This window comes from Saccharopolyspora erythraea NRRL 2338, from assembly GCF_000062885.1.
Classification (GTDB): Bacteria; Actinomycetota; Actinomycetes; order Mycobacteriales; family Pseudonocardiaceae; genus Saccharopolyspora_D; species Saccharopolyspora_D erythraea.
Genome location: NC_009142.1, coordinates 2,098,022 through 2,117,202, shown reverse-complemented (window position 1 = coordinate 2,117,202; position 19,181 = coordinate 2,098,022). Strand labels below are relative to the sequence as shown.

Annotated in this window: 18 protein-coding genes; 8 read left to right on the top strand and 10 right to left on the bottom strand. The window is 70.8% G+C overall.

Going from position 1 to position 19,181, the window contains the following annotated elements:
- Positions 1-8 precede the first annotated feature (8 nt).
- Together SACE_RS09490 and dctA are read right to left on the bottom strand one after the other, a co-directional pair.
- Positions 9-464 (bottom strand): carboxymuconolactone decarboxylase family protein, encoded by a 456-nt coding sequence (locus SACE_RS09490; protein WP_009942574.1) that lies wholly within the window; start codon positions 462-464, stop codon positions 9-11.
- Positions 465-551: 87 nt separating this feature from the next.
- The gene (gene dctA / locus SACE_RS09485) at positions 552-2,021 is read right to left on the bottom strand and encodes a C4-dicarboxylate transporter DctA (protein ID WP_009942575.1); all 1,470 of its coding nucleotides are present in this window, start codon (positions 2,019-2,021) and stop codon (positions 552-554) included.
- Positions 2,022-2,529: 508 nt separating this feature from the next.
- Between dctA and SACE_RS09480 the strand changes: the two genes are divergently transcribed.
- The 3 genes from SACE_RS09480 (at position 2,530) to SACE_RS09470 (ending at position 6,316) form a co-directional block, all read left to right on the top strand.
- Complete coding sequence (locus tag SACE_RS09480; RefSeq protein WP_269453544.1) at positions 2,530-3,423, top strand: 2-hydroxy-3-oxopropionate reductase; 894 nt, start codon at positions 2,530-2,532, stop codon at positions 3,421-3,423.
- Positions 3,424-3,440: 17 nt separating this feature from the next.
- Positions 3,441-5,216, top strand: a complete 1,776-nt coding sequence (gcl, locus tag SACE_RS09475) for a glyoxylate carboligase (protein ID WP_009942578.1) — start codon at positions 3,441-3,443, stop codon at positions 5,214-5,216.
- 179 nt (positions 5,217-5,395) lie between these two features.
- Positions 5,396-6,316: a sigma-70 family RNA polymerase sigma factor gene (locus tag SACE_RS09470; protein WP_009942579.1), complete on the top strand. Its 921-nt coding sequence runs from the start codon at positions 5,396-5,398 to the stop codon at positions 6,314-6,316.
- A 68-nt stretch (positions 6,317-6,384) separates the two neighbouring features.
- Here the strand turns inward: SACE_RS09470 and SACE_RS09465 are convergent, their stop codons facing one another.
- The 4 genes from SACE_RS09465 to SACE_RS09450 all read right to left on the bottom strand — a co-directional run bounded on the left by SACE_RS09465 (position 6,385) and on the right by SACE_RS09450 (position 9,519).
- On the bottom strand, positions 6,385-7,146 hold the full coding sequence (locus SACE_RS09465; RefSeq protein WP_031334122.1) for a DUF427 domain-containing protein: 762 nt from the start codon (positions 7,144-7,146) through the stop codon (positions 6,385-6,387).
- Positions 7,147-7,243: 97 nt separating this feature from the next.
- A complete protein-coding gene (fmdA, locus tag SACE_RS09460) occupies positions 7,244-8,491 on the bottom strand; it encodes a formamidase (protein ID WP_011873509.1) in 1,248 nt (415 codons plus the stop codon).
- Between the two features lie 51 nt (positions 8,492-8,542).
- Positions 8,543-9,187 (bottom strand): AmiS/UreI family transporter, encoded by a 645-nt coding sequence (locus tag SACE_RS09455; protein ID WP_009942583.1) that lies wholly within the window; start codon positions 9,185-9,187, stop codon positions 8,543-8,545.
- A gap of 53 nt (positions 9,188-9,240) precedes the next feature.
- Positions 9,241-9,519 carry an FmdB family zinc ribbon protein gene (locus tag SACE_RS09450; protein ID WP_009942585.1) on the bottom strand — a complete coding sequence of 93 codons (279 nt, stop codon included), beginning with the start codon at positions 9,517-9,519 and terminating at the stop codon, positions 9,241-9,243.
- Between the two features lie 205 nt (positions 9,520-9,724).
- On the opposite strand from SACE_RS09450, the gene SACE_RS37500 reads away from it, so the two are divergent.
- From SACE_RS37500 to SACE_RS09430, 5 genes are all read left to right on the top strand, one after another.
- On the top strand, positions 9,725-9,904 hold the full coding sequence (locus SACE_RS37500) for a hypothetical protein (protein WP_143538100.1): 180 nt from the start codon (positions 9,725-9,727) through the stop codon (positions 9,902-9,904).
- Positions 9,905-10,018: 114 nt separating this feature from the next.
- Positions 10,019-10,939 carry an ABC transporter ATP-binding protein gene (locus tag SACE_RS09445; protein ID WP_009942586.1) on the top strand — a complete coding sequence of 307 codons (921 nt, stop codon included), beginning with the start codon at positions 10,019-10,021 and terminating at the stop codon, positions 10,937-10,939.
- Positions 10,936-11,976 carry an ABC transporter permease gene (locus tag SACE_RS09440; RefSeq protein WP_009942587.1) on the top strand — a complete coding sequence of 347 codons (1,041 nt, stop codon included), beginning with the start codon at positions 10,936-10,938 and terminating at the stop codon, positions 11,974-11,976. Before SACE_RS09445 ends, SACE_RS09440 begins: the two co-directional genes overlap by 4 nt.
- A gap of 14 nt (positions 11,977-11,990) precedes the next feature.
- Positions 11,991-12,722 (top strand): hypothetical protein, encoded by a 732-nt coding sequence (locus SACE_RS09435; RefSeq protein ID WP_011873507.1) that lies wholly within the window; start codon positions 11,991-11,993, stop codon positions 12,720-12,722.
- 253 nt (positions 12,723-12,975) lie between these two features.
- Positions 12,976-14,136 (top strand): RNA-guided endonuclease InsQ/TnpB family protein, encoded by a 1,161-nt coding sequence (locus SACE_RS09430; RefSeq protein ID WP_011873506.1) that lies wholly within the window; start codon positions 12,976-12,978, stop codon positions 14,134-14,136.
- 126 nt (positions 14,137-14,262) lie between these two features.
- On the opposite strand, the gene SACE_RS09425 is transcribed toward SACE_RS09430, so the two are convergent.
- The 4 genes from SACE_RS09425 to SACE_RS09410 are packed head-to-tail and all read right to left on the bottom strand — an operon-like array spanning position 14,263 to position 19,087.
- Complete coding sequence (locus tag SACE_RS09425) at positions 14,263-15,051, bottom strand: alpha/beta fold hydrolase (RefSeq protein WP_009942590.1); 789 nt, start codon at positions 15,049-15,051, stop codon at positions 14,263-14,265.
- 34 nt (positions 15,052-15,085) lie between these two features.
- On the bottom strand, positions 15,086-15,553 hold the full coding sequence (locus tag SACE_RS09420; protein ID WP_009942592.1) for a hypothetical protein: 468 nt from the start codon (positions 15,551-15,553) through the stop codon (positions 15,086-15,088).
- 52 nt (positions 15,554-15,605) lie between these two features.
- Positions 15,606-16,703: an acetate/propionate family kinase gene (locus SACE_RS09415; RefSeq protein WP_009942593.1), complete on the bottom strand. Its 1,098-nt coding sequence runs from the start codon at positions 16,701-16,703 to the stop codon at positions 15,606-15,608.
- Positions 16,691-19,087 carry a phosphoketolase family protein gene (locus SACE_RS09410; RefSeq protein ID WP_009942594.1) on the bottom strand — a complete coding sequence of 799 codons (2,397 nt, stop codon included), beginning with the start codon at positions 19,085-19,087 and terminating at the stop codon, positions 16,691-16,693. Before SACE_RS09410 ends, SACE_RS09415 begins: the two co-directional genes overlap by 13 nt.
- Positions 19,088-19,181 lie beyond the last annotated feature (94 nt).

Genomic DNA, 19,181 nt, shown 5'->3' with positions numbered 1-19,181 from the left:
GAGCCCGGTCAGAAGTTCGTGCCCGCAGGTACCCGGAGCGTGACGTTGATCCGGTTGAACAGGTTTGTCACGCCGATCCAGAGGACCAGGGCGGCCAGTTCCTCCTCGTCGTAGTGCTCGGCGGCCGCGTCCCAGATCTCGTCGGGCACCGCGCCGGGGTGGTCGGCGAGGCGGGTGGCCGACTCGGCCAGCGCCAGCGCGGCCCGCTCGGCGTCGGTGAAGTAGGGCGACTCCCGCCAGACCGCCGTCGTGGCCAGGCGCTCGTCGGTCTCCCCCGACTTCTTCGCGGTGCGCACGCCGAAGTCGACGCACGCCGCGCAGCCGTTGATCTGGCTCGCGCGCAGGTGGACCAGCTCCAGCGTCCGCTCCGGGACCCCGCCCTGGTGCGCCGCCTTGATGAGGGCCTGGATGGCCTCCATGACCCCCGGGAGCAGCGTCGCGGGGTTGTTCATCCGTGCCTGCATGGTCTCTCCTCGTTCCGGTGGAATCCGTCCTTCACCTCCATGACGAACCGCCGGGAGAGGACGTGACAGCGACGGCCGAAGTGCGTGTCAGGCCTTGGTCGTGGCGTCGTCGCCCGGCGCCTGCTGAGCCGGGATGCTCTCGGTCGCGACGACCGGCGTTCCCGCGCCGCGCTCCGCATCGCCGGCCATGGCGGGGACGCGCTCACCGGACTGCTCACCGGACTGCTCACCGGACTCGTCCTCGGACTGCAGCTCCTTGGAAGACGCCTCCGGCGTGGAGAGGACCTGCCGCGCCTGGTTCTGGTCCAGCGCGTTGTCCCACTTGGACACGATGAAGGTCGCGACGCAGTTGCCGAGCAGGTTGGTCACCACCCGCATCGTGTCCATGATCCGGTCGGCGCCGAGCATCAGGGCGACCGCGGCCACCGGGATCACGCCGACCGCGGAGGCGGTGGCCGACAGCGCGATGAAGGCCGATCCGGGCACGCCCGCCATCCCCTTGGAGGTCAGGATGAGCACGAGGACGACGGTGACCTGCTGCCCGATCGTTAGGTCGACGCCCACGGCCTGCGCCATGAACAGCGTCGCCAGCGACAGGTAGATGGACGCGCCGTCGAGGTTGAACGAGTAGCCGGTGGGCACGACCAGGCCGACGGCCTCCTTGCGGCACCCGGCCCGCTCCAGCTTCTCCATCATGCGCGGCATCACGCACTCGCTGGACGCGGTACCGACGGCCAGCGCGAACTCCTCGCGCGTGTAGCGCAGGAACCGCACGAGGCTCAGCCCGGTGAGCACCCGCATGAGGATGCCGAGCAGGACGATGAACAGCAGCGCGGACCCGTAGCACGCGCCGATCAGCTTGGCGTAGGTCGACAGGGACGAGAGCCCGTACTGGCCGATCAGGTAGGCCATCGAACCGAACACCGCGATCGGCGCCAGCCGCATGACGTAGCCGATGACCTTGAAGATGATCTCGCCGGCCTGCTCGATGAAGTTGAAGACCTGGGGCGCGCGGTCGATGCCGACGTGCAGCAGGCCCGACGCGAACAGCACCGCGAACAGCAGGACCTGCAGCAGCTCGTTCTCCGCGAAGGCGCCCACCGCGCTGTCGGGGATCATGTGCAGCACGAACTCGGCGGGGCCGGGCATCTGCCCGCCCTGGGTCTTTTCCTCCACGCCCGAGGTGTCGAGCGTGCTGGGGTCGACGTTGAGCCCCGCGCCCGGCTGGAACACGTTGCCCGCGACGAGACCGAGCGCGAGCGCGGCGGTGGTGACGATCTCGAAGTAGATCAGCGCCTTGAGGCCGATCCGGCCGACGGAACGCATGTCGCCGGCCTTGGCGATGCCGACGACGACCACGCAGAAGATGAGCGGGGCGATCACCATCTTGATGAGGCGGATGAACCCGTCTCCGACCGGTTTCAGGGCTTCGCCGAAGTCGGGCCAGAAGTGCCCGGCGATGATGCCGATGACCGCGGCGATCAGGACCTGGACGAACAGCGAGGAGAGGACGTTCTTCAGCCGTCTTTTGCTCGGGGGAGCGCTAACTTGGGACACGAGTAGCTTCTTTCGCGATGCGGAAGTACACTTTCGTTATGTGGGACCTGAGTGTGAGTCGGGGCACCCATCCCGTCAAGCAAGTGCTCGCGAGCGGAATTCGCGAATGGTCTCGCAATTGTTTCCGACCAGGAAACTCAACAAATTGTTGAGAACAAAACTGGAACGGATCCATCTTCTCCGGCCCGATCGCGGAATCGCGAATCGGGCCACCGGGGCGCGTCGCGCGGCGACGGCTCGCCGGAGGACTCTACTCCAATCGGCAGCACACCAAATGGGTCGCGAACCGACGGACTGACATCGCAAGCCGGCGGGACTGGCGACGAGAGACGGTGCACCAGGCGGTTCACGACGCGGCGGACTGGCGACGAGGAGCCGCCTCCGCGCAGCCTGAACACGCCGGGCTTGACGCGACGCAGGGCGTCAGCTTAGCGTCTGTTTTCACCACACAGAAGTATTCTTCCGCAATGTGAAACCGTGCGGGCGCTGCGCAAGCGACCAGGGAGAGATTTCCATGACCACTGTTGCGTTCCTGGGGCTGGGCATCATGGGCGGGCCGATGGCCCGCAACCTCGTGCGAGCCGGGTTCGACGTGATCGGCTTCAACCGCAGCCGTCCTCCGGTCGACAGGCTCGTCGAGCAGGGCGGCCGGGCGGCGGACTCGATCGCCGAGGCCGTGCGCGCGGCGGACGTCGTCGTGACGATGCTGCCGGACTCCTCGGACGTCGAGGAGGTCGTGCTCGGCGAGGGCGGTGTCCTGGCCAGTGCGAAGGAAGGCGTGCTGCTGATCGACTGCAGCACGATCCGCCCGGAGACGTCGAAATCCGTCGCCGCCACGGCCGAGCGGTTCGGCGTGCGCGTGCTCGACGCTCCGGTCAGCGGCGGCGAGCAGGGCGCCATCGACGGCGCGCTGTCCATCATGGTCGGCGGTGCGCCCGAGGACTTCGAGGCGGCCCGGCCGGTGCTCGACGCGGTCGGCAAGACGATCGTGCGCGTGGGCCCCGCGGGCGCGGGGCAGACGGTCAAGGCGGCCAACCAGCTCATCGTCGCCGGGAACCTCGAGCTCGTCGCCGAGGCGATCGTGTTCCTGGAGGCCCAGGACGTCGACACCGATGCCGCGACGAAGGTCCTTGCCGGTGGCCTCGCGGGCAGCGCCGTCCTCGACCGCAAGTCCGCGGGCATGTTCGCCCGCGAGTTCACGCCTGGGTTCCGCCTCGCCCTGCACCACAAGGACCTCGGCATCGTCGAGTCGACCGCCCGCGAGTCGGGCGTGGTGCTGCCGCTGGGTGCGGTGGTGTCGCAGCTCGTCGCCGCCCTGGTCGCGCGCGGCGACGGCGGCCTCGACCACTCGGCCCTGCTGAAGCTGGCCGAAGAACTCTCCGGTCGCGGCCGGAAATCCTGAGGAGAGAAGAACCGAACATGCCCAAGATGACCGCCGCCGCCGCGGCCGTGGAAATCCTCAAGCGCGAGGGGGTGGACCACGCGTTCGGCGTCCCCGGCGCCGCGATCAACCCCTTCTACGCCGCGTTGCGCGCCCGCGGGGGGATCGGGCACACGCTGGCCCGCCACGTCGAAGGCGCCTCGCACATGGCCGAGGGCTACACCCGGACCGCGCCGGGCAACATCGGCGTGTGCGTCGGCACGTCCGGCCCCGCCGGAACCGACATGATCACCGGCCTGTACTCGGCCTCGGCCGACTCGGTCCCGATCCTGTGCATCACCGGACAGGCTCCGGTGGCCCGGTTGCACAAGGAGGACTTCCAGGCCGTCGACATCTCCTCGATCGCGCAGCCGGTGACCAAGATGGCGGTCACCGTCCTGGAACCCGCGCAGGTGCCCGGCGCCTTCCAGCGGGCCTTCCACCTCATGCGCTCCGGCAGGCCGGGTCCGGTGCTGATCGACCTGCCCGTCGACGTCCAGCTCGCCGAGATCGAGTTCGACCCCGACACCTACGAACCGATGCCGCTGGCCAGGCCGGCGGCGACCCGGGCCCAGGCCGAGAAGGCGCTGGCGATGCTGGCTGCCGCCGAGCGCCCGCTGATCGTCGCCGGCGGCGGGATCGTCAACGCCGATGCCGCCGGTCTCCTGGTCGAGTTCGCCGAGCTGGTCGACGTCCCGGTCGTGCCCACGCTGATGGGCTGGGGCACCATCGCCGACGACCACCCGCTGATGGCGGGCATGGTGGGGCTGCAGGCCGCCCACCGCTACGGCAACGCCACGATGCTCGAGGCCGACTTCGTGCTGGGCATCGGCAACCGCTGGGCGAACCGGCACACCGGCGGCCTCGACACCTACACGCGGGGCCGCACGTTCGTCCACGTCGACATCGAACCCACCCAGATCGGCCGGGTGTTCGCGCCCGGCTACGGGATCGTCTCCGATGCCGGAGCCGCGCTGGAACGGTTCGTCGAGGTGGCCCGCGCGCGCAAGGCCGCAGGGACGCTCCCCGACCGCAGCGAGTGGGTGGCGCAGTGCCGGAGGCGCAAGCAGACCCTCCAGCGGCGCACCCACTTCGACGATGTCCCGATCAAGCCCCAGCGCGTCTACGAGGAGATGAACCGGGCGTTCGGACCCGAGACCCGCTACGTCAGCGCGATCGGGCTGTCCCAGATCGCAGCGGCCCAGTTCCTGCACGTGCAACAGGCCCGGCACTGGATCAACTGCGGCCAGGCCGGTCCGCTCGGCTGGACGGTGCCCGCCGCGCTCGGGGTGCGGGTGGCCGACCCGGAAGCCCCGGTCGTCGCGATCTCCGGCGACTACGACTTCCAGTTCATGCTCGAAGAGCTCGCGGTCGGCGCGCAGTTCAACCTGCCCTACGTGCACGTCGTGGTCAACAACTCCTACCTCGGGCTGATCCGGCAGGCCCAGCGCGGGTTCGACATGGACTACTGCGTGCAGCTGTCGTTCGAGAACATCAACGCCCCCGAGCTCGGCGCTTACGGCGTCGACCACGTCAAGGTCGCCGAAGGGCTGGGCTGCAAGGCGATCCGGGTGCACGAGCCCGGCGACCTGCTGCCCGCGTTCGAGAAGGCCGGGAACCTCGCCGCGGAGCACCAGGTGCCGGTGGTCGTGGAGGTCATCCTCGAACGCGTCACCAACATCTCCATGGGCACCGAGATCGACGGCGTCGCCGAGTTCGAGGCACTCGCGGAGGTCGCGGCGGACGCCCCCACCGCCACCGCGCCGCTCCTCTGAGCCGCCGTCCCGCCCGGCGCGCCCCCGTTCACCCCGGGCGGGACGGCATCCCACTCCTGGTCGTCCACGGCTGTGGGGTCGCATCTCGTCACAGCCGCGCGGTCCCTCCTCGTCACATCCGATGCGCGTCGTCCGTCAACACCTGTGACGGACCGTCCCGAGAGAATGTGACCGCAGCGATGGACGAGAACGAGTTCCTGGCCGACCGGTTCGAGGCGCACCGCGCTCACCTGCGCGCGGTGGCCTACCGGATGCTCGGCTCGCACGCCGAGGCCGAGGACGCGGTGCAGGAGGCCTGGCTGCGCCTCAGCCGCTCCGACACCTCCGAGGTGGCCAACCTGGGCGGCTGGCTGACCACCGTCGTGGGCCGGGTCTGCCTGGACGTGCTGCGCTCGCGGAAGTCGCGGCGCGAGGACCCGCGGGGCGTGCACCTGCCCGACGAGGTCGCGGGCGGGCGGGACCCCGCCACGCCCGAGCAGCAGGCCGTCCTGGCCGACTCGGTCGGGCAGGCGCTGCTGGTCGTGCTGGACACGCTCGAGCCCGCCGAACGGCTGGCGTTCGTACTGCACGACATGTTCGCGGTGCCCTACGACGAGATCGCCCCCGTCGTCGGCCGCAGCACCGCGGCCGCGCGCCAGCTGGCCAGCCGGGCCCGCCGCCGGGTGCAGGGCACCTCCCCCGCCGGCGGAGCCGGCACCACCGAAGGCGACGCGGCCCGCAGGCGCGAGGTCGTCGACGCCTTCCTGACCGCCGCCCGCGGCGGCGACCTCGACGCCCTGCTGGCGGTGCTCGACCCGGACGTCGTGCTGCGTGCCGACCCCGCGGCGGTGGAGACGGCCGGGGCGAGCCGGGCGCACGGCGCTCCGCTGCTGGCCGGCGAGATCCGCGGGGCCTCGGCGGTGGCCGACACCTTCTCCGGTCGCGCGCGCGGGGCGCAGCCCGCGCTCGTCGACGGCGTCCTGGCGGCCACCTACGCACCGGGCGGGACGCCGCGCGTGGTGTTCGGCTTCGCCGTCGAGGACGGCCGGATCGTCGGCATCGACGTCATCGCCGACCCCGCCCGCCTGGCCGAGCTCGACGTCGAACCCCTCGAGCCCTGACCTGTCGGTGTGAGTTCTTCGGGCCGCCATGAGCCTGGAACTCAGCGGTGGCAACCCGGAAGCCGCGGCTACGACGCCGGGCTGAACGGCGTGCGCGGGCGCTGCTGGGGTTCGCCGTCGACCGTGATGTCCACGCGTTCGTCGTAGAAGCACGCCAGCCCGGCGATCTTCTGGCTCTCCGGCAGCGGCACGGGGTAGGACCACACGATGCCCGCGTGCTCGGTGTCGCCGATGACGACGTCCCAGTAGCTCGCGGTGCCCTTGTAGGGGCACTGGGTCCGGTGGTCCGACGGGCGCAGCAGGTCGATGCGGACATCGGTGATCGGCAGGTAGTACCGCGGCGGCAGGCCCGTCTCGAACAGGATGTGCGGGCGGTGGGAGTCGGCCACGACGACGTCGCCGATGCGCACGACGACGTGGCGCGAGCTGGCCAGCACGTCGACGCGCTTGTGCGGGTCGCGCGGGTGCACGTAGACCGGTTCGTCCTCCTCGAACCAGTGGTCCATGGCCTCCCACGCGATCCGCACGAGCCCGCGCAGCTCGGGCACCGGCGACTCCGGGTAGCCGATGGCGGCCGCTTCGGCGACGGCCTCGCCCGCCCGCACGTCGTAGACCGTGCCGTCGCCCAAGCGACCGGAGCGCCGCGTGGCTCCGGTCGGTTCGAGCCGGGCCAGCACGTCCTCGGCCGGCAGGTAGTAGGTCGGGTAGTGCTGGTGCTCCCACACCAGGACCGGACGCCGGGTGTCGGCCACGAGTCCGCCGCGCAGGTATGCGCGCACCCGCTTGTGCGAGACCTCGGTCGGTACGTCCTGGCTCTGGCCGCTGCTCATGCTGACCTCCGAAACGTCGAGTTCCAGGGTCAACGCCGGGCGGCCCCACCTGCTTCCCGCGGGTGGCCCCGCCTCGGCGGGCGGGGCCACCCGGCGGTCAGGACGTCACCGCGCACTGGCCGCGGTCCTCCCTGGCCGGGCCCGCCGCGCTCGGCCGCACGTCGAAGTCGAAGATCGCCGTGGGCACATACAGCGAGCAGCACGCGTTGGGGATGTCCACCACGCCGCTGATCCGGCCCTCGACCGGAGCCGACCCGAGCAGCAGGTACGCCTGCTCACCGCTGTAGCCGAACTTCTTGAGGTACTCGACGCCGTTCAGGCACGCGCGGCGGTAGGCCACCGAGGCGTCCAGGTAGTAGTTCGTGTCGGTGTCGTGGTCCACCGAGATCCCGATGAAGGTCATGAACTCCGAGTAGCGCGGCTCGACGTTGCCCGGCATGAACACCGGGTTGGTGCTGATCCCGTAGGTCTCCATGCCGCCCTTGATGAGGTCGACGTGGAAGTCGATGAACCCGCCCATCTCGATCGCACCGCAGAAGGTGATCTCCCCGTCGCCCTGGCTGAAGTGCAGGTCGCCGCCGGAGAGCTTGGCGTCCTTGACGTGCACGGGGTAGAACACCCGGGAACCGCGGGTGAAGTTCTTGATGTCGTGGTTGCCTCCGTTCTCCCTGGCGGGCACCGTTCGGGCGCCCTCGGCGGCGATCCGCTCCGCGTCGGAACCGGTCGCCTGCCCGGCCAGCGCTCCCGCCGCCGACGGCGGCAGCCCGAGCGGCGGCACCCGGTTCGGGTCGGTGTCGATGAGCGCCTGCTCCCGCCGGTTCCACCGCTGCAGCAGCTCCGCGGAGGGGGCCGTGCCGAACAGGCCGGGGTGGGTGATGCCGGTGTAGCGGACCCCTGGCAGGTGCCGGGAGGTCGCCACCTGGCCGTGGAAGTCCCAGATCGCCTTGTAGGCGTCCGGGAAGTAGTCGGTCAGGAAGCCGCCGCCGTTGACCTTGGCGAACACCCCGGTGTAGCCCCAGCCCTGGCCGGGGGCGTCGCCCACCTCCTGCGGCACCGGGCCGAGGTCGAGGATGTCGACCACCAGGAGGTCGCCGGGCTCGGCGCCCTCCACGCCGATGGGGCCGGAGAGCATGTGCGTGACGTCAAGGTCGACGTCGCGCACGTCGTTGGCGGAGTCGTTGTTGCCGAGCTGCGCGTCGGTCCACTCCCGGCACTCGACACGGAACTCCTGGCCCGGCCGGACCATCACGGCCACCGGGACGTCCGGGTGCCACCGGTTGTGGCCCGGTACCGCCTGCTCCCGCATCGACTTCGACTGGTCGACGCTGAACACCACTTCTGGCATGGAAATCATCTCCCGCTGATGCGTGTGCTCCGGCTGGGCCGGATCCCGGCCTCAGTGCGCCGGGGAGGGCGGCGGGGCCGCCCGGGGTCCGCGCGCCGCGCGGCGCGGCATCGCGCCGCTGGTGAACAGCCAGATGCCGGCGAACACCACGACTCCGAACACGGCGAGGGCGACGGCGATCCGGTCCGGGTAAACCCAGTAGCCGGTGAGGGTGAGGAAGGCCGGGATCGCCGCGGTGACCCACCCCTCGATGGCCGCGACCCAGCCGGTGTAGATGGTCAGTCGTTCCATCTTCAGCCCGAGGAGGAGGAAGAACAGCAGCCACAGGAACGACCAGTAGAGCCAGATGACGCCGAACGGGGCGTCTCCCAGCAGCCGGAAGTTCGCGAACGAGTAGCCCAGCGCCATGATCGCGACGAACAGCGAGAACCACCCGACGCCGGTGCTGTCGAACTCCCCGATCAGGCCGATGCCGACGTAGAGGTAGGTGAAGCCGAACAGGTAGATGCCCGACGCGTTGAGGATGGTCACGGGGTCGTCGAGGTTGGCGGTGATCAGGATGGTCGGCGTGACCACCTGGAGCGCGCCGACGAAGATGTTGAAAACCCCGATCGACTTGGGGTCGGCCTTGCCCAGCAGCATCACGCCGTTGAGGAAGAGCACCGCTCCCACGTACAGCAGTCCCACGAATGCCACCGATGACACCTCCTATGCCGCGACGGTGGTGACGAGCCGGGCGAGCACCGGTCTCACGGCCGGGGAAGGCGGCTCAGCGCCGGGTGCGGGGCGGGCGCGGGCGCCCGCCTGCCCGGTATCTCCGAGACCACCGCGGGATCGTCGGCGCTGCGCTCCTCGAGCGCTCGCGCCCGCCGCATCGGCGCGTTCGTGGCGACCAGGTGCGGCGCCGAGAAGACCCGGCGCGCCTGCCCCCGGCATCCCGGGCACTCGTGCGTGTCGGCTGCCGTGCCGATCGGCTCGTGCGCCTCGAAGCGACCGCAGTCGGGGCAGTCGTACTCGTATGTGGCCATCGGCGCCCCCTCCGACCTACCAGTCGGCCATCGGCCGTGGTCAATGGCCCCGTCACCCAGGACACCCCGTGCCGAGGGCGGTGTCCAGGGACTCCGGTCCCGGTCGGGCGTTGACCTGGCGGGCGGCGTTTGTTTTCGTGGGCATCCGTGAGCCGGCCCCCGAACCCGTCGGTTCTTCCCCCGTCGACGATTCCCCGGTGATCTCATGAGCGGCCCCCGACACCACTCCCCCGGTCACGTGGTCGTGACCGCTTGGACGTGCCCGGACTGCGACGTCGCAGGGCGCACCCTGCCCGAAGCCTCCCCCGAGTGCTGGAACTGCGGTGGCCCCGTCGTGGTCACCGCCCGGCCGACGGTGCCGCAGGCCGAGACGCCGCTGCGCTGAAACGCCACCGCCCCGGCGGACGGAGCGCGATGTCGTCGCGTCCGTACCCGCCTGCAACCTCCTGCCGTCCCGGCACGTCCTACGGGGACGAGATCAACGGCAGAGGAGTACCGGATGGTGGAAGAAGATGCCGGAATCCTGGCGAGGGAGGTCCGCAGGCGCTTCGGCTCGGTGGAAGCCGTGCGCGGGATGGACCTCACCGTGCCGCACGGGGAGGTGACCGCGCTCGTCGGCCCCAACGGGGCGGGCAAGACGACGTTGCTGCTCATGCTGGCGACGCTGCTGGCCCCCGACTCCGGGGAGCTGCGCATCGCCGGCCTGGACCCGGTGGCCGACCCCGACGCGGTGCGCTCCCGCATCGGCTGGATGCCCGACACCTTCGGCGTCTACGACCAGCTGATGACCCACGAGTACCTCGGCTTCTTCTGCGAGGCCTACCGCGTTCCGGCCTCGGCCGCGCGGGAGCGCGTCGCGGAGCTGCTCGACCTGGTGCACCTGGCCGAGTTCGCCTCACAGCCGGTGCACGTGCTCTCGCGCGGGCAGAAGCAGCGGCTCGGCGTCGCCAGGGCGCTGGTGCACCGGCCGAGCGTGCTGCTGCTGGACGAGCCGGCCTCCGGGCTCGACCCGAGGTCGCGGGTCGAGCTGCGCGACCTGCTGCGCGCGCAGGCGCGCGAGGGCACCGCCGTGCTGGTGTCCAGCCACATCCTGACCGAGCTGGAGGAGATCGCCGACCGGGTCGTGTTCGTCGACCGCGGCACGACCGTCAGCGAGCACCGGATGGCCGACCTCGGCAGCCACCGCTCGACCTGGCGGATCCGCGCGCTCGATGGCGATCTCACCGGCGCGCTGCGCAGCCGTGGTCTTTCGCCCGGCGAGGCCACGCCCGCCGGGGTCGACGTCGAGCTGGAGTCCGAGCAGGCCGCGGCCGACCTGCTGCGGGACCTGCTGGCCGACGAGGTGCGCGTCGTGGGCTTCGGCCCGGCGGGCAACCACCTGGAATCCGCTTACCTCGCATTCACGGAGGACCGACGATGACGCTGGGCGGGATCACCACCGTTGCCAAGCAGGAGTTCCGCGTGCGGCTGCGCACGGGCCGCTGGCGCTGGTTGCTGGCGTCCTGGTTCGCCGTGATCGCGGCGTTCGCGGTGCTGCTGCGCATCGGGCTTCTGGTGCTCGACGAGGAGCACGTGCGTCCGGGCGTGCCGCTGTTCGGCGGCGTCATGCTTTTCGTGCTCGGGTTGTCGCTGCTTGTCGCGCCGGCGCTCACCGCGCAGTCGATCAACGGCGACCGCGAACGCGGCACGCTGGCGACCGTGCAGGTCACCCGCCTCTCGGCGGGCGAGATCGCGGTCGGCAAGCTCGCCGCGGCGTGGGGCACCGCGCTGGTTTTCCTGGCGCTGACGCTGCCGTTCGTGGTGTGGGCGATCATCGAGGGCGGCGTCGGCCTGCTGCGCGCAGGCGCGGTCGTGCTCATCGTCGCGCTGCTGATGGGCGTGGTGTGCGCGGTCGCGCAGGCACTGTCGGCGCTGTTCGCTCGGGGGATCACCGCGACGCTGATGTCCTACCTGCTGGTCTTCGCGCTCACCGTGGGCACGCTGATCTCCTTCGGCCTGGCCGCGTCGCTGACCGTGACCGAGGAGCAGCGGACCTACCAGATCGAGCGGACCGACGAGAACGGCAACGTGCTGCCCGGACCGCCGGTGACCGAGACCTACCAGGAGCAGGTGCCCCACCCGGAGCTGGTCTGGTGGCTGCTGGCGCCGAACCCGTTCGTGATCCTCGCCGACTCCGCGCCCGAACCGCCGGTCCGCTACAACCGGATCACCGAGCGGATGGAGCCCGAGACGTCGATGGACCCGCTGAGCTCGATCGGGTACCTGGTGCGCGAAAGCCGCCAGCCGACCCGCGACTACGCCAGTTTCGGCCCGGTGCCCGAGGCGCCCGCGGCGCGCGCGGTGTGGCCGTGGGGGCTGGGGTTCCAGGTGTTGCTCGGTGCGGGTTCGGTGTGGATCAGCGCCCGGCGGCTGCGGACCCCGGTGCGCGGCCTCACCAAGGGCGTTCGGATAGCTTGACCGAGGCGGTCGGCGTGCCTCCCACGCCGGCTGCCCGATCCGGGCAGGAGGTCGGGACCATCGAGACGCCGGTGCAAGCGGAGGCGGCGCGGCCGTCGGCCGCGGTGCTGCGAGGCCGGGTGCGCGAGTGCGACCGGCTGCTCCCCCGCCCGGGGACGGTTCCGCCCTCGGACGTGCCCACCGTCGGATGGCCGGAGTTCTGCGACCCGGCCGGTCCGTGGCTGGGCCGCTGCGTCGAGGAGTGGCAGGAACGCGGCGGGTTCCGCCACCGGCGCGCCGGGATCGTGCTGGTGGCCTTCAGGTTCGGCTGGCTCGCCTGCTGCGCCACGGTGCCCGAGTACCACCTCGGCGTCGAGATCCCGAGGCTGGACGGACTGCGGGTCGTCGTGTCCGGCGAGGGCCGGTTGTCGGCGCTGCGGACCACCGGCGCGCTGCCCGCCGACGCGGGCCCGGCCGACTGGTGGCGGCAGCTCAGCGACGCGTTCACGCCGCTGGCCGAGGCTCTGCACGCGCTGGGCGGACCCGAGCCCGGCAGCCACGAGTACTGGGGCAACCCGGTCGGGTCGATCGCGACGGTGCTGTGGCGGCTGCAACGCGGCGGGATGCCCGGCGACGTGGTGCGCTCCGCGCGGGAGCTGCGCGCCGCCACCGGCCGGGCGGAGCTGCTCGACATCGATCGCGGCCGTGACGGGCCGTGGATGCGGCGGCGCACCTGCTGCCAGTGGTGGCGCGGCACGGGCGGTTAGGAGGTTGTGGTCGGCTCGTACCTCGCCGGGTCGGTCGGCGGAGCACCGATCTCGGTACTACGTCAGTACATAGAACGGCAGGACCGCCCCGTCGAGGTCCCTGTCTCAGCTCTTGCCGGGCTTCGCCGCGTGGTCTACACATCGCCTTCAAGACGGCGACCAGCCCAATCCGCCTTGCGCCACCTCCCGTTCGCCCGGCAGCCGATGAACACGCTGCGGAAAGCCTCGATTACGCACGGTATATGATCACGATGTGCAGCTTCGGTACAGCTTCCGCCTGTACCCGACCTCGGGACAGCAGGCCGCATTGGCCAAAGCGTTCGGGTGTGCCCGTGTGGTGTTCAACGACGCCGTGCGGGCACGCCACGATGCGTACCAGGCAGGATCGCCTGTTCCGAAGGCAGCCGAGCTGTCGAGGCTGCTGATAACCCGGGCGAAGAAGACCGCCGAACGCTGGTGGCTGGCTGAGGTATCGGCAGTGGTGCTGCAACAGGCGCTTCGGGACGCCGAACAAGCCTTCCGGAACTTCTTCGACTCGCTGGCAGGCAAGCGCAAGGGCCGACGTATGGGGGCACCCCGGTTCAAGACACGGCGCGATGTTCGCCAGTCGATCCGGTTCACCGCCAACGCCCGATGGTCAACCACCAGTGGTGGAAAACTGCGTCTGCCGAAGATCGGCGACGTGGCCGTCAAGTGGTCACGTGTGCTTGTCGGCAAGCCGTCGAGCGTGACTGTGATCAAGGATGTGGCCGGACGGTATTTCGCGTCGTTCGTCGTTGACACCGATCCAGAAGCAATCACCGACGCCGCACCGGAGATCGGCGTCGACCTGGGACTGAAGCACTTCGTGGTCCTCTCCGACGGCACGAAGGTCACCGCGCCGAAGTTCCTGCGCCGTGCCGAGAAGAAACTCAAGCGGGCCCAACAGGCCCTGTCTCGCAAGGAAAAGGGCTCCAAGAACCGGGACAAAGCCAGACAGCGGCTCGCCCGGGCACACGCTCGGGTCGCGGACGCGCGCCGGGATTTCCACCACCAGCTCTCCACCCGTCTGATCCGCGAGAACCAAGCGGTCGCGGTGGAGGATCTGGCGGTGTCGGGACTCGCGCGCACGCGGCTGGCGAAGTCCGTCCACGACGCGGGGTGGTCCGGGTTCGTGGCGATGCTGGAATACAAAGCCGTCCTGTACGGGCGCAAGGTGGTCCGGATCGGCCGGTTCGAGCCCACCAGCCAGGTGTGCTCGCACTGTGGCGTGAAAGACGGCCCGAAGCCGCTGCACGTACGCGTCTGGCAGTGCGAGGCATGCGGGGTGTGGCTGGATCGCGACATCAACGCGGCGGTCAACATCGCCAAGGCCGCTGGACTGGCGGTCACAGCCTGTGGAGCGCACGTAAGACCACCCGAGTTCGGGGGCTGAGCGCTGTGAAGCAGGAACCCACCGAGGCGCCTGTCGACGCGAAACTCGCGCCGACAGGCGCGGTAGGAATCCCCATCCTTTCGATGGAAAGGAGGTCAATGCGAGGAGTGCGTGCTCTGGGACTCCTCAGCGCGCAAGCGCTGAAGCGGCGAGGAAATCCAGCACGAGTTCCGCGACCGCCTCGGGTCGTTCGACCACCATGCCGTGACTTGCCTCGACCTCGGTGACGCGCACGTTCGGCCTGCGTTCGCCGAGCGCGGCCAGGTCGCGCCGCAGCCCGGCGCGGTACCCGGCCATCAGCTCGGCGAACTCCGCGGGCAGGCCGGGCACCTCGCGCCCGGCGAGCACGACCAGGAACGGGCACCCGACCTGCTCGAAGACCGGAAGGCAGTCGGCGAACTCCGGGGCCTCCCGCAGCGCCGATGCGACCTCCGGGCCGGGCCGGCGCAACGACGAGAGCCGGGCCGAGAACAGGGAGTTGAGGCGTTCGAGCTGCTGGTGCACCTTTTCCTCGGGCAGTCCGAGGTAGTGCCGCGGCTCGGTGGCGCTGGAGCGGTGGCCGTCAAGGCTCACCACCGCCGGGCAGCCGGGACGGCGGCGTCCCCACATCCCGGCCAGCATGCCGCCGAGCGAGTGCCCGACCACCCGCGGGTTCTCCAGGCCGAGACCGTCCACCGCGGCGGCGATGTCGTCCAGCACGGCGTCCCACGTCCACGGCCCGTCGCCGGACTCGCCGTGGCCGCGCAGGTCCATCGCCACGACGCGGTGGGCGTGGGTGAGCAGCGGGGCGAAGGCGTCCCACGCGGTGAGGTCGCCGCCCGCGCCGTGCAGGAGCAGCACCGGCGGACCCTCGCCGTCGTGGTCGCGGACCCGGATCGGAACCGCACCGCCGCGCATCACCAGGTCGGCAACCATGTCTCTCCCGTCTTCGGACCGGATTTCCGGGCGCTCATGCCGCGAGTGCGCACAGGCGTTCCCGCACCGACTCCGAGTCGATGCCGCCGTCGGGGTGCCTCCGGAGCTTGCCCCGGCCGACCAGGTCGTGCACGCCCTGGCGGGTGATGCCGAGCATCGCCCCGGCCGTCGCGAACGACACGTGGTGCCGGGCCGGGTGGCCGACGCGCCGCGCGGTGACCCGCCCGAGCGGCGTGCGCCACCAGCTCTCCGGCGGGTCGAACGGCTCGTCGCCCGGGTAGAGCGCGGCGAGCAGGCGGGCGACGAGCGCGACCGCGGGCTCGTCGGCGGACCCCGGCGACTGCGCCGCCCACATCTCGGCGTCGGCCCGGACCCGCTCGCGCAGCGGACCGGTACCGGCCCCGTCGAGCAGGATCTCCAGCGGGTCGAGCAACCTGCCGCCCACCAGCCGCACCAGTTCCCCGGCGAGCTCGGCGTGCACGGCGGTCGAGTCCTGCGCCACGGGCCACCTCCCTGCTACTTGACACGAAGTAGCAAGTACTTGACGACTGCCGTCAAGCAGCAAGTGCTGCCCGGGTCTGCCGCGCGATCTCCAGGTCCTCCCGGGCCGAGACCACGACCGTGCGCGCTTCCGCGTCCGCGCCGCTGATGTCGGCGTCGGCCGAGACCTCGTCGTTGCGCGCCCGGTCGAGCGTGACGCCGAGGAAACCCAGCGCCTCGCACAGCGACGACCGCACCGGGGCCTGGTGCTCGCCGACACCGCCGGTGAACACCAGCAGGTCCAGCCCGCCCAGCACCGCGACCATGGCGCCCGCGTGCCGCACGAGGCTGTGCGTGAAGACGTCGAAGGCCAGCGCCGCGTCCCGGTCGCCCCGGCCGCTCGCGGCGAGAACGTCGCGCAGGTCCGCCGAGACCCCGGACAGGCCCTCGATCCCGGAGCGCTTCTGCAACGTCTCGAACACCTCGCCGGGCTCGACGCCCGCGACGTCGATCAGCCACTCCACCAAGCCGGGGTCGGTGGACCCGCAGCGCGTGGCCATCACCAGTCCCTCGGCCGGGGTGAAGCCCATCGTCGTGTCCACGCACCTGCCGTCGCGCACCGCCGCGAGCGAGGCCCCGGCACCGAGGTGGCAGCTCAGCACCCGGCCCTTCCCGGGCTCCAGCCCGGCGAGCTCGGCACCCCGCAGGACGGCGAAGCCGTGCGAGAGACCGTGGAACCCGTAGCGGCGGATTCCCCACTCGCGGTTCCACTCGCGCGGCAGCGCGTAGGTCGCGGCGGCTTCGGGCAGCGTGGTGTGGAACGCGGTGTCGACGCACACCACCGACGGCGTGTCCGGCGCTTCCTCCAGCGCCGCGCGGACGCCGGAGAGCGCCCGCGGCTGGTGCAGCGGCGCGAGGTCGGTCAGCGAGTCCAGGTATTCCAGGACCTTGTCGTCGACCACGACCGGCTCGGTCACCTCGGTCCCGCCGTGTACGACCCGGTGGCCCACGGCGTCGGCCCCGTGCTCGTCGATGAACTCGGCGATCGGTTCGCGTTCGCCGTCCCACCGCTGGACGTCGTGGCTCGCGACCACCGAGTCCCCGTCGAGCACGCGCAGCTTCAGGCTGCTGGATCCGGCGTTGACGGTCAGCACCCGCATCACGACGGCCACTCCCAGTCGCGAACCTCGGGCATGTCCTCGCCGTGGGTTCTCACGTGGTGGCGGTGCTCGATGAGCTTTCCCTTGAGGTGCTCGCGCGCGTAGGCGGCGCGCGGCCCGAGCCGCGGCACCCGGTCGATGACGTCGATGGCCAGGTGGAAGCGGTCGATCTCGTTGAGCACGCACATGTCGAACGGCGTCGTGGTGGTGCCCTCCTCCTTGTAGCCGCGCACGTGCATGCCTTCGTGGTTGTGCCTGCGGTAGGTCAGCCGGTGGATCAGCCACGGGTAGCCGTGGTAGTTGAAGATCACCGGGGTGTCGCGCGTGAAGAGGCTGTCGAACTCCGCGTCCGACAACCCGTGCGGATGTTCTCGCTCGTCCTGCAACCGCATCAGGTCCACCACGTTGATCACGCGCATGCGCAGGTCCGGGAAGTGGCCGCGCAGGATGTCCACGGCCGCCAGCGTCTCCATCGTCGGCACGTCACCCGCGCAGGCCATCACCACGTCCGGGTCGCCGCCGGAGTCGGTGCTCGCCCAGTCCCAGATCCCGATCCCCTTCTCGCAGTGCACGATCGCCGACTCCATGTCGAGGTACTGCGGTTCGGGCTGCTTGCCCGCGACGACCAGGTTGATGTAGTCGCGGCTGCGCAGGCAGTGGTCGGACACCGACAGCAGGGTGTTGGTGTCCGGCGGCAGGTAGACCCGGACGATCTCTGCCTTCTTGTTCACCACGTGGTCGATGAAACCCGGGTCCTGGTGGGAGAAACCGTTGTGGTCCTGGCGCCACACGTGCGAGGTCAGCAGGTAGTTCAGCGACGCGACGGGCCTGCGCCACGGCAGGTGCCTGCTGACCTTCAGCCACTTGGCGTGCTGGTTGACCATCGAGTCGACGATGTGGGCGAACGCCTCGTAGCAGGAGAAGAAGCCGTGCCTGCCGGTCAGCAGATAGCCCTCCAGCCAGCCCTGGCAGGTGTGCTCGGACAGGATCTCCATCACCTGCCCGCCCGGGGCCAGCGACTCGTCGTCCGGCTCGGTCTCGGCGACCCAGGCCCGCGGGGACGCCTCCAGGACGGCGTCGAGCCGGTTGGAGTTGTTCTCGTCCGGCGCGAACACGCGGAAGTTGCGCTGCGCGGAGTTGAGCCGCAGGACGTCGCGCAGGAACCGGCCCAGAACCCGGGTCCCCTCCGCCTTGTCCGCGCCCGGCGCCTGCACGGGAACCGCGTAGTCGCGGAAGTCCGGCAGCCGCAAGCCGCGCAGCAGATGACCGCCGTTGGCGTGCGGGCTCGCGCTCATCCTGCGCTCCCCCACGGGATTGCCTTCCCGGATCGTCTCGACCGGACGGCCACCGGCGTCGAACAGCTCCTCCGGCCGGTAGCTGCGCAACCATTCCTCCAGCAGGCGCAGGTGTTCCGGGTTGTTGCGGGGGTCGCTGACCGGCACCTGGTGCGAACGCCACGAACCTTCCAGCGGCTTGCCGTCGACGGTCGCCGGACAGGTCCAGCCCTTGGGCGTGCGCAGCACGATCATCGGCCACTTAGGACGGTACGGGTGACCGTCGCCGCGGGCGCGGCGCTGGATCGCGGCGATCTCGTCGAGGCAACGGTCCAAAGTGGCCGCGAACAGGTGGTGCATCGGCAGCGGCGACGAGCCCTCGACGACGTAGGGCTCGTAGCCGAACCCGCGCAGCATCGACAGCAGCTCGTCCTCCGGGATGCGCGCCCACACCGCCGGGTTGGCGATCTTGTAGCCGTTGAGGTGCAGGATCGGCAGCACCGCGCCGTCGGTGGCCGGGTCGAGGAACTTGTTGGAGTGCCAGCTCGTCGCCAGCGGCCCGGTCTCGGCCTCGCCGTCACCGACCACGCAGGGCACTATCAGGCCGGGGTTGTCGAAGGCCGCGCCGAAGGCGTGCGAGAGCGAGTAGCCGAGCTCACCGCCCTCGTGGATCGACCCCGGCGTCTCCGGGGCCACGTGGCTGGGCACTCCGCCGGGGAAGGAGAACTGGGTCACCAGCCTTCGCAGACCCTCGTGGTCCTGGGCCACGTCGGGGTAGATCTCGCTGTAGGTGCCCTCCAGCCACGCCGCCGCGACCAGCGCGGGGCCGCCGTGGCCGGGACCGATCACGTACATCATGTCCAGCGAGCGCAGCCGGATCGCCCGGTTCAGGTGCGCGTAGACGAAGTTCAGCCCCGGTGTGGTCCCCCAGTGCCCGAGCAGCCGGGGCTTGACGTGCTCGGGTCGCAGCGGCTCTTCCAGCAGCGGGTTGTCCATCAGGTAGATCTGCCCGGCCGACAGGTAGTTCGCCGCCCGCCACCAGAGCTGCAGCCGCTCCAGCTCGTCCCGGCCGAGGTGCTCGGCCACGTCGGTCGAGGTGCTCCAGGTGTCGGTGGTCGTCATCGGCGAACTCCTCAGGCCGCGTCGGCGTACTCCTCACCACGCCGTTACCCAGCACGTCGCGATCCCACGCCCACCTCCCAGCGTGGGAGGCGGG

Excerpts from the sequence above, each read along its gene's own strand:
- SACE_RS09450 (WP_009942585.1), bottom strand. The coding sequence starts at position 9,519 with ATGGCCACATACGAGTACGACTGCCCCGACTGCGGTCGCTTCGAGGCG.
- SACE_RS09445 (WP_009942586.1), top strand. The coding sequence starts at position 10,019 with ATGGTGGAAGAAGATGCCGGAATCCTGGCGAGGGAGGTCCGCAGGCGC.
- SACE_RS09465 (WP_031334122.1), bottom strand. The coding sequence starts at position 7,146 with ATGAGCAGCGGCCAGAGCCAGGACGTACCGACCGAGGTCTCGCACAAG.
- SACE_RS09440 (WP_009942587.1), top strand. The coding sequence starts at position 10,936 with ATGACGCTGGGCGGGATCACCACCGTTGCCAAGCAGGAGTTCCGCGTG.
- fmdA (WP_011873509.1), bottom strand. The coding sequence starts at position 8,491 with ATGCCAGAAGTGGTGTTCAGCGTCGACCAGTCGAAGTCGATGCGGGAG.
- SACE_RS09425 (WP_009942590.1), bottom strand. The coding sequence starts at position 15,051 with ATGGTTGCCGACCTGGTGATGCGCGGCGGTGCGGTTCCGATCCGGGTC.
- SACE_RS09470 (WP_009942579.1), top strand. The coding sequence starts at position 5,396 with ATGGACGAGAACGAGTTCCTGGCCGACCGGTTCGAGGCGCACCGCGCT.
- gcl (WP_009942578.1), top strand. The coding sequence starts at position 3,441 with ATGCCCAAGATGACCGCCGCCGCCGCGGCCGTGGAAATCCTCAAGCGC.
- SACE_RS37500 (WP_143538100.1), top strand. The coding sequence starts at position 9,725 with ATGAGCGGCCCCCGACACCACTCCCCCGGTCACGTGGTCGTGACCGCT.
- SACE_RS09490 (WP_009942574.1), bottom strand. The coding sequence starts at position 464 with ATGCAGGCACGGATGAACAACCCCGCGACGCTGCTCCCGGGGGTCATG.
- SACE_RS09410 (WP_009942594.1), bottom strand. The coding sequence starts at position 19,087 with ATGACGACCACCGACACCTGGAGCACCTCGACCGACGTGGCCGAGCAC.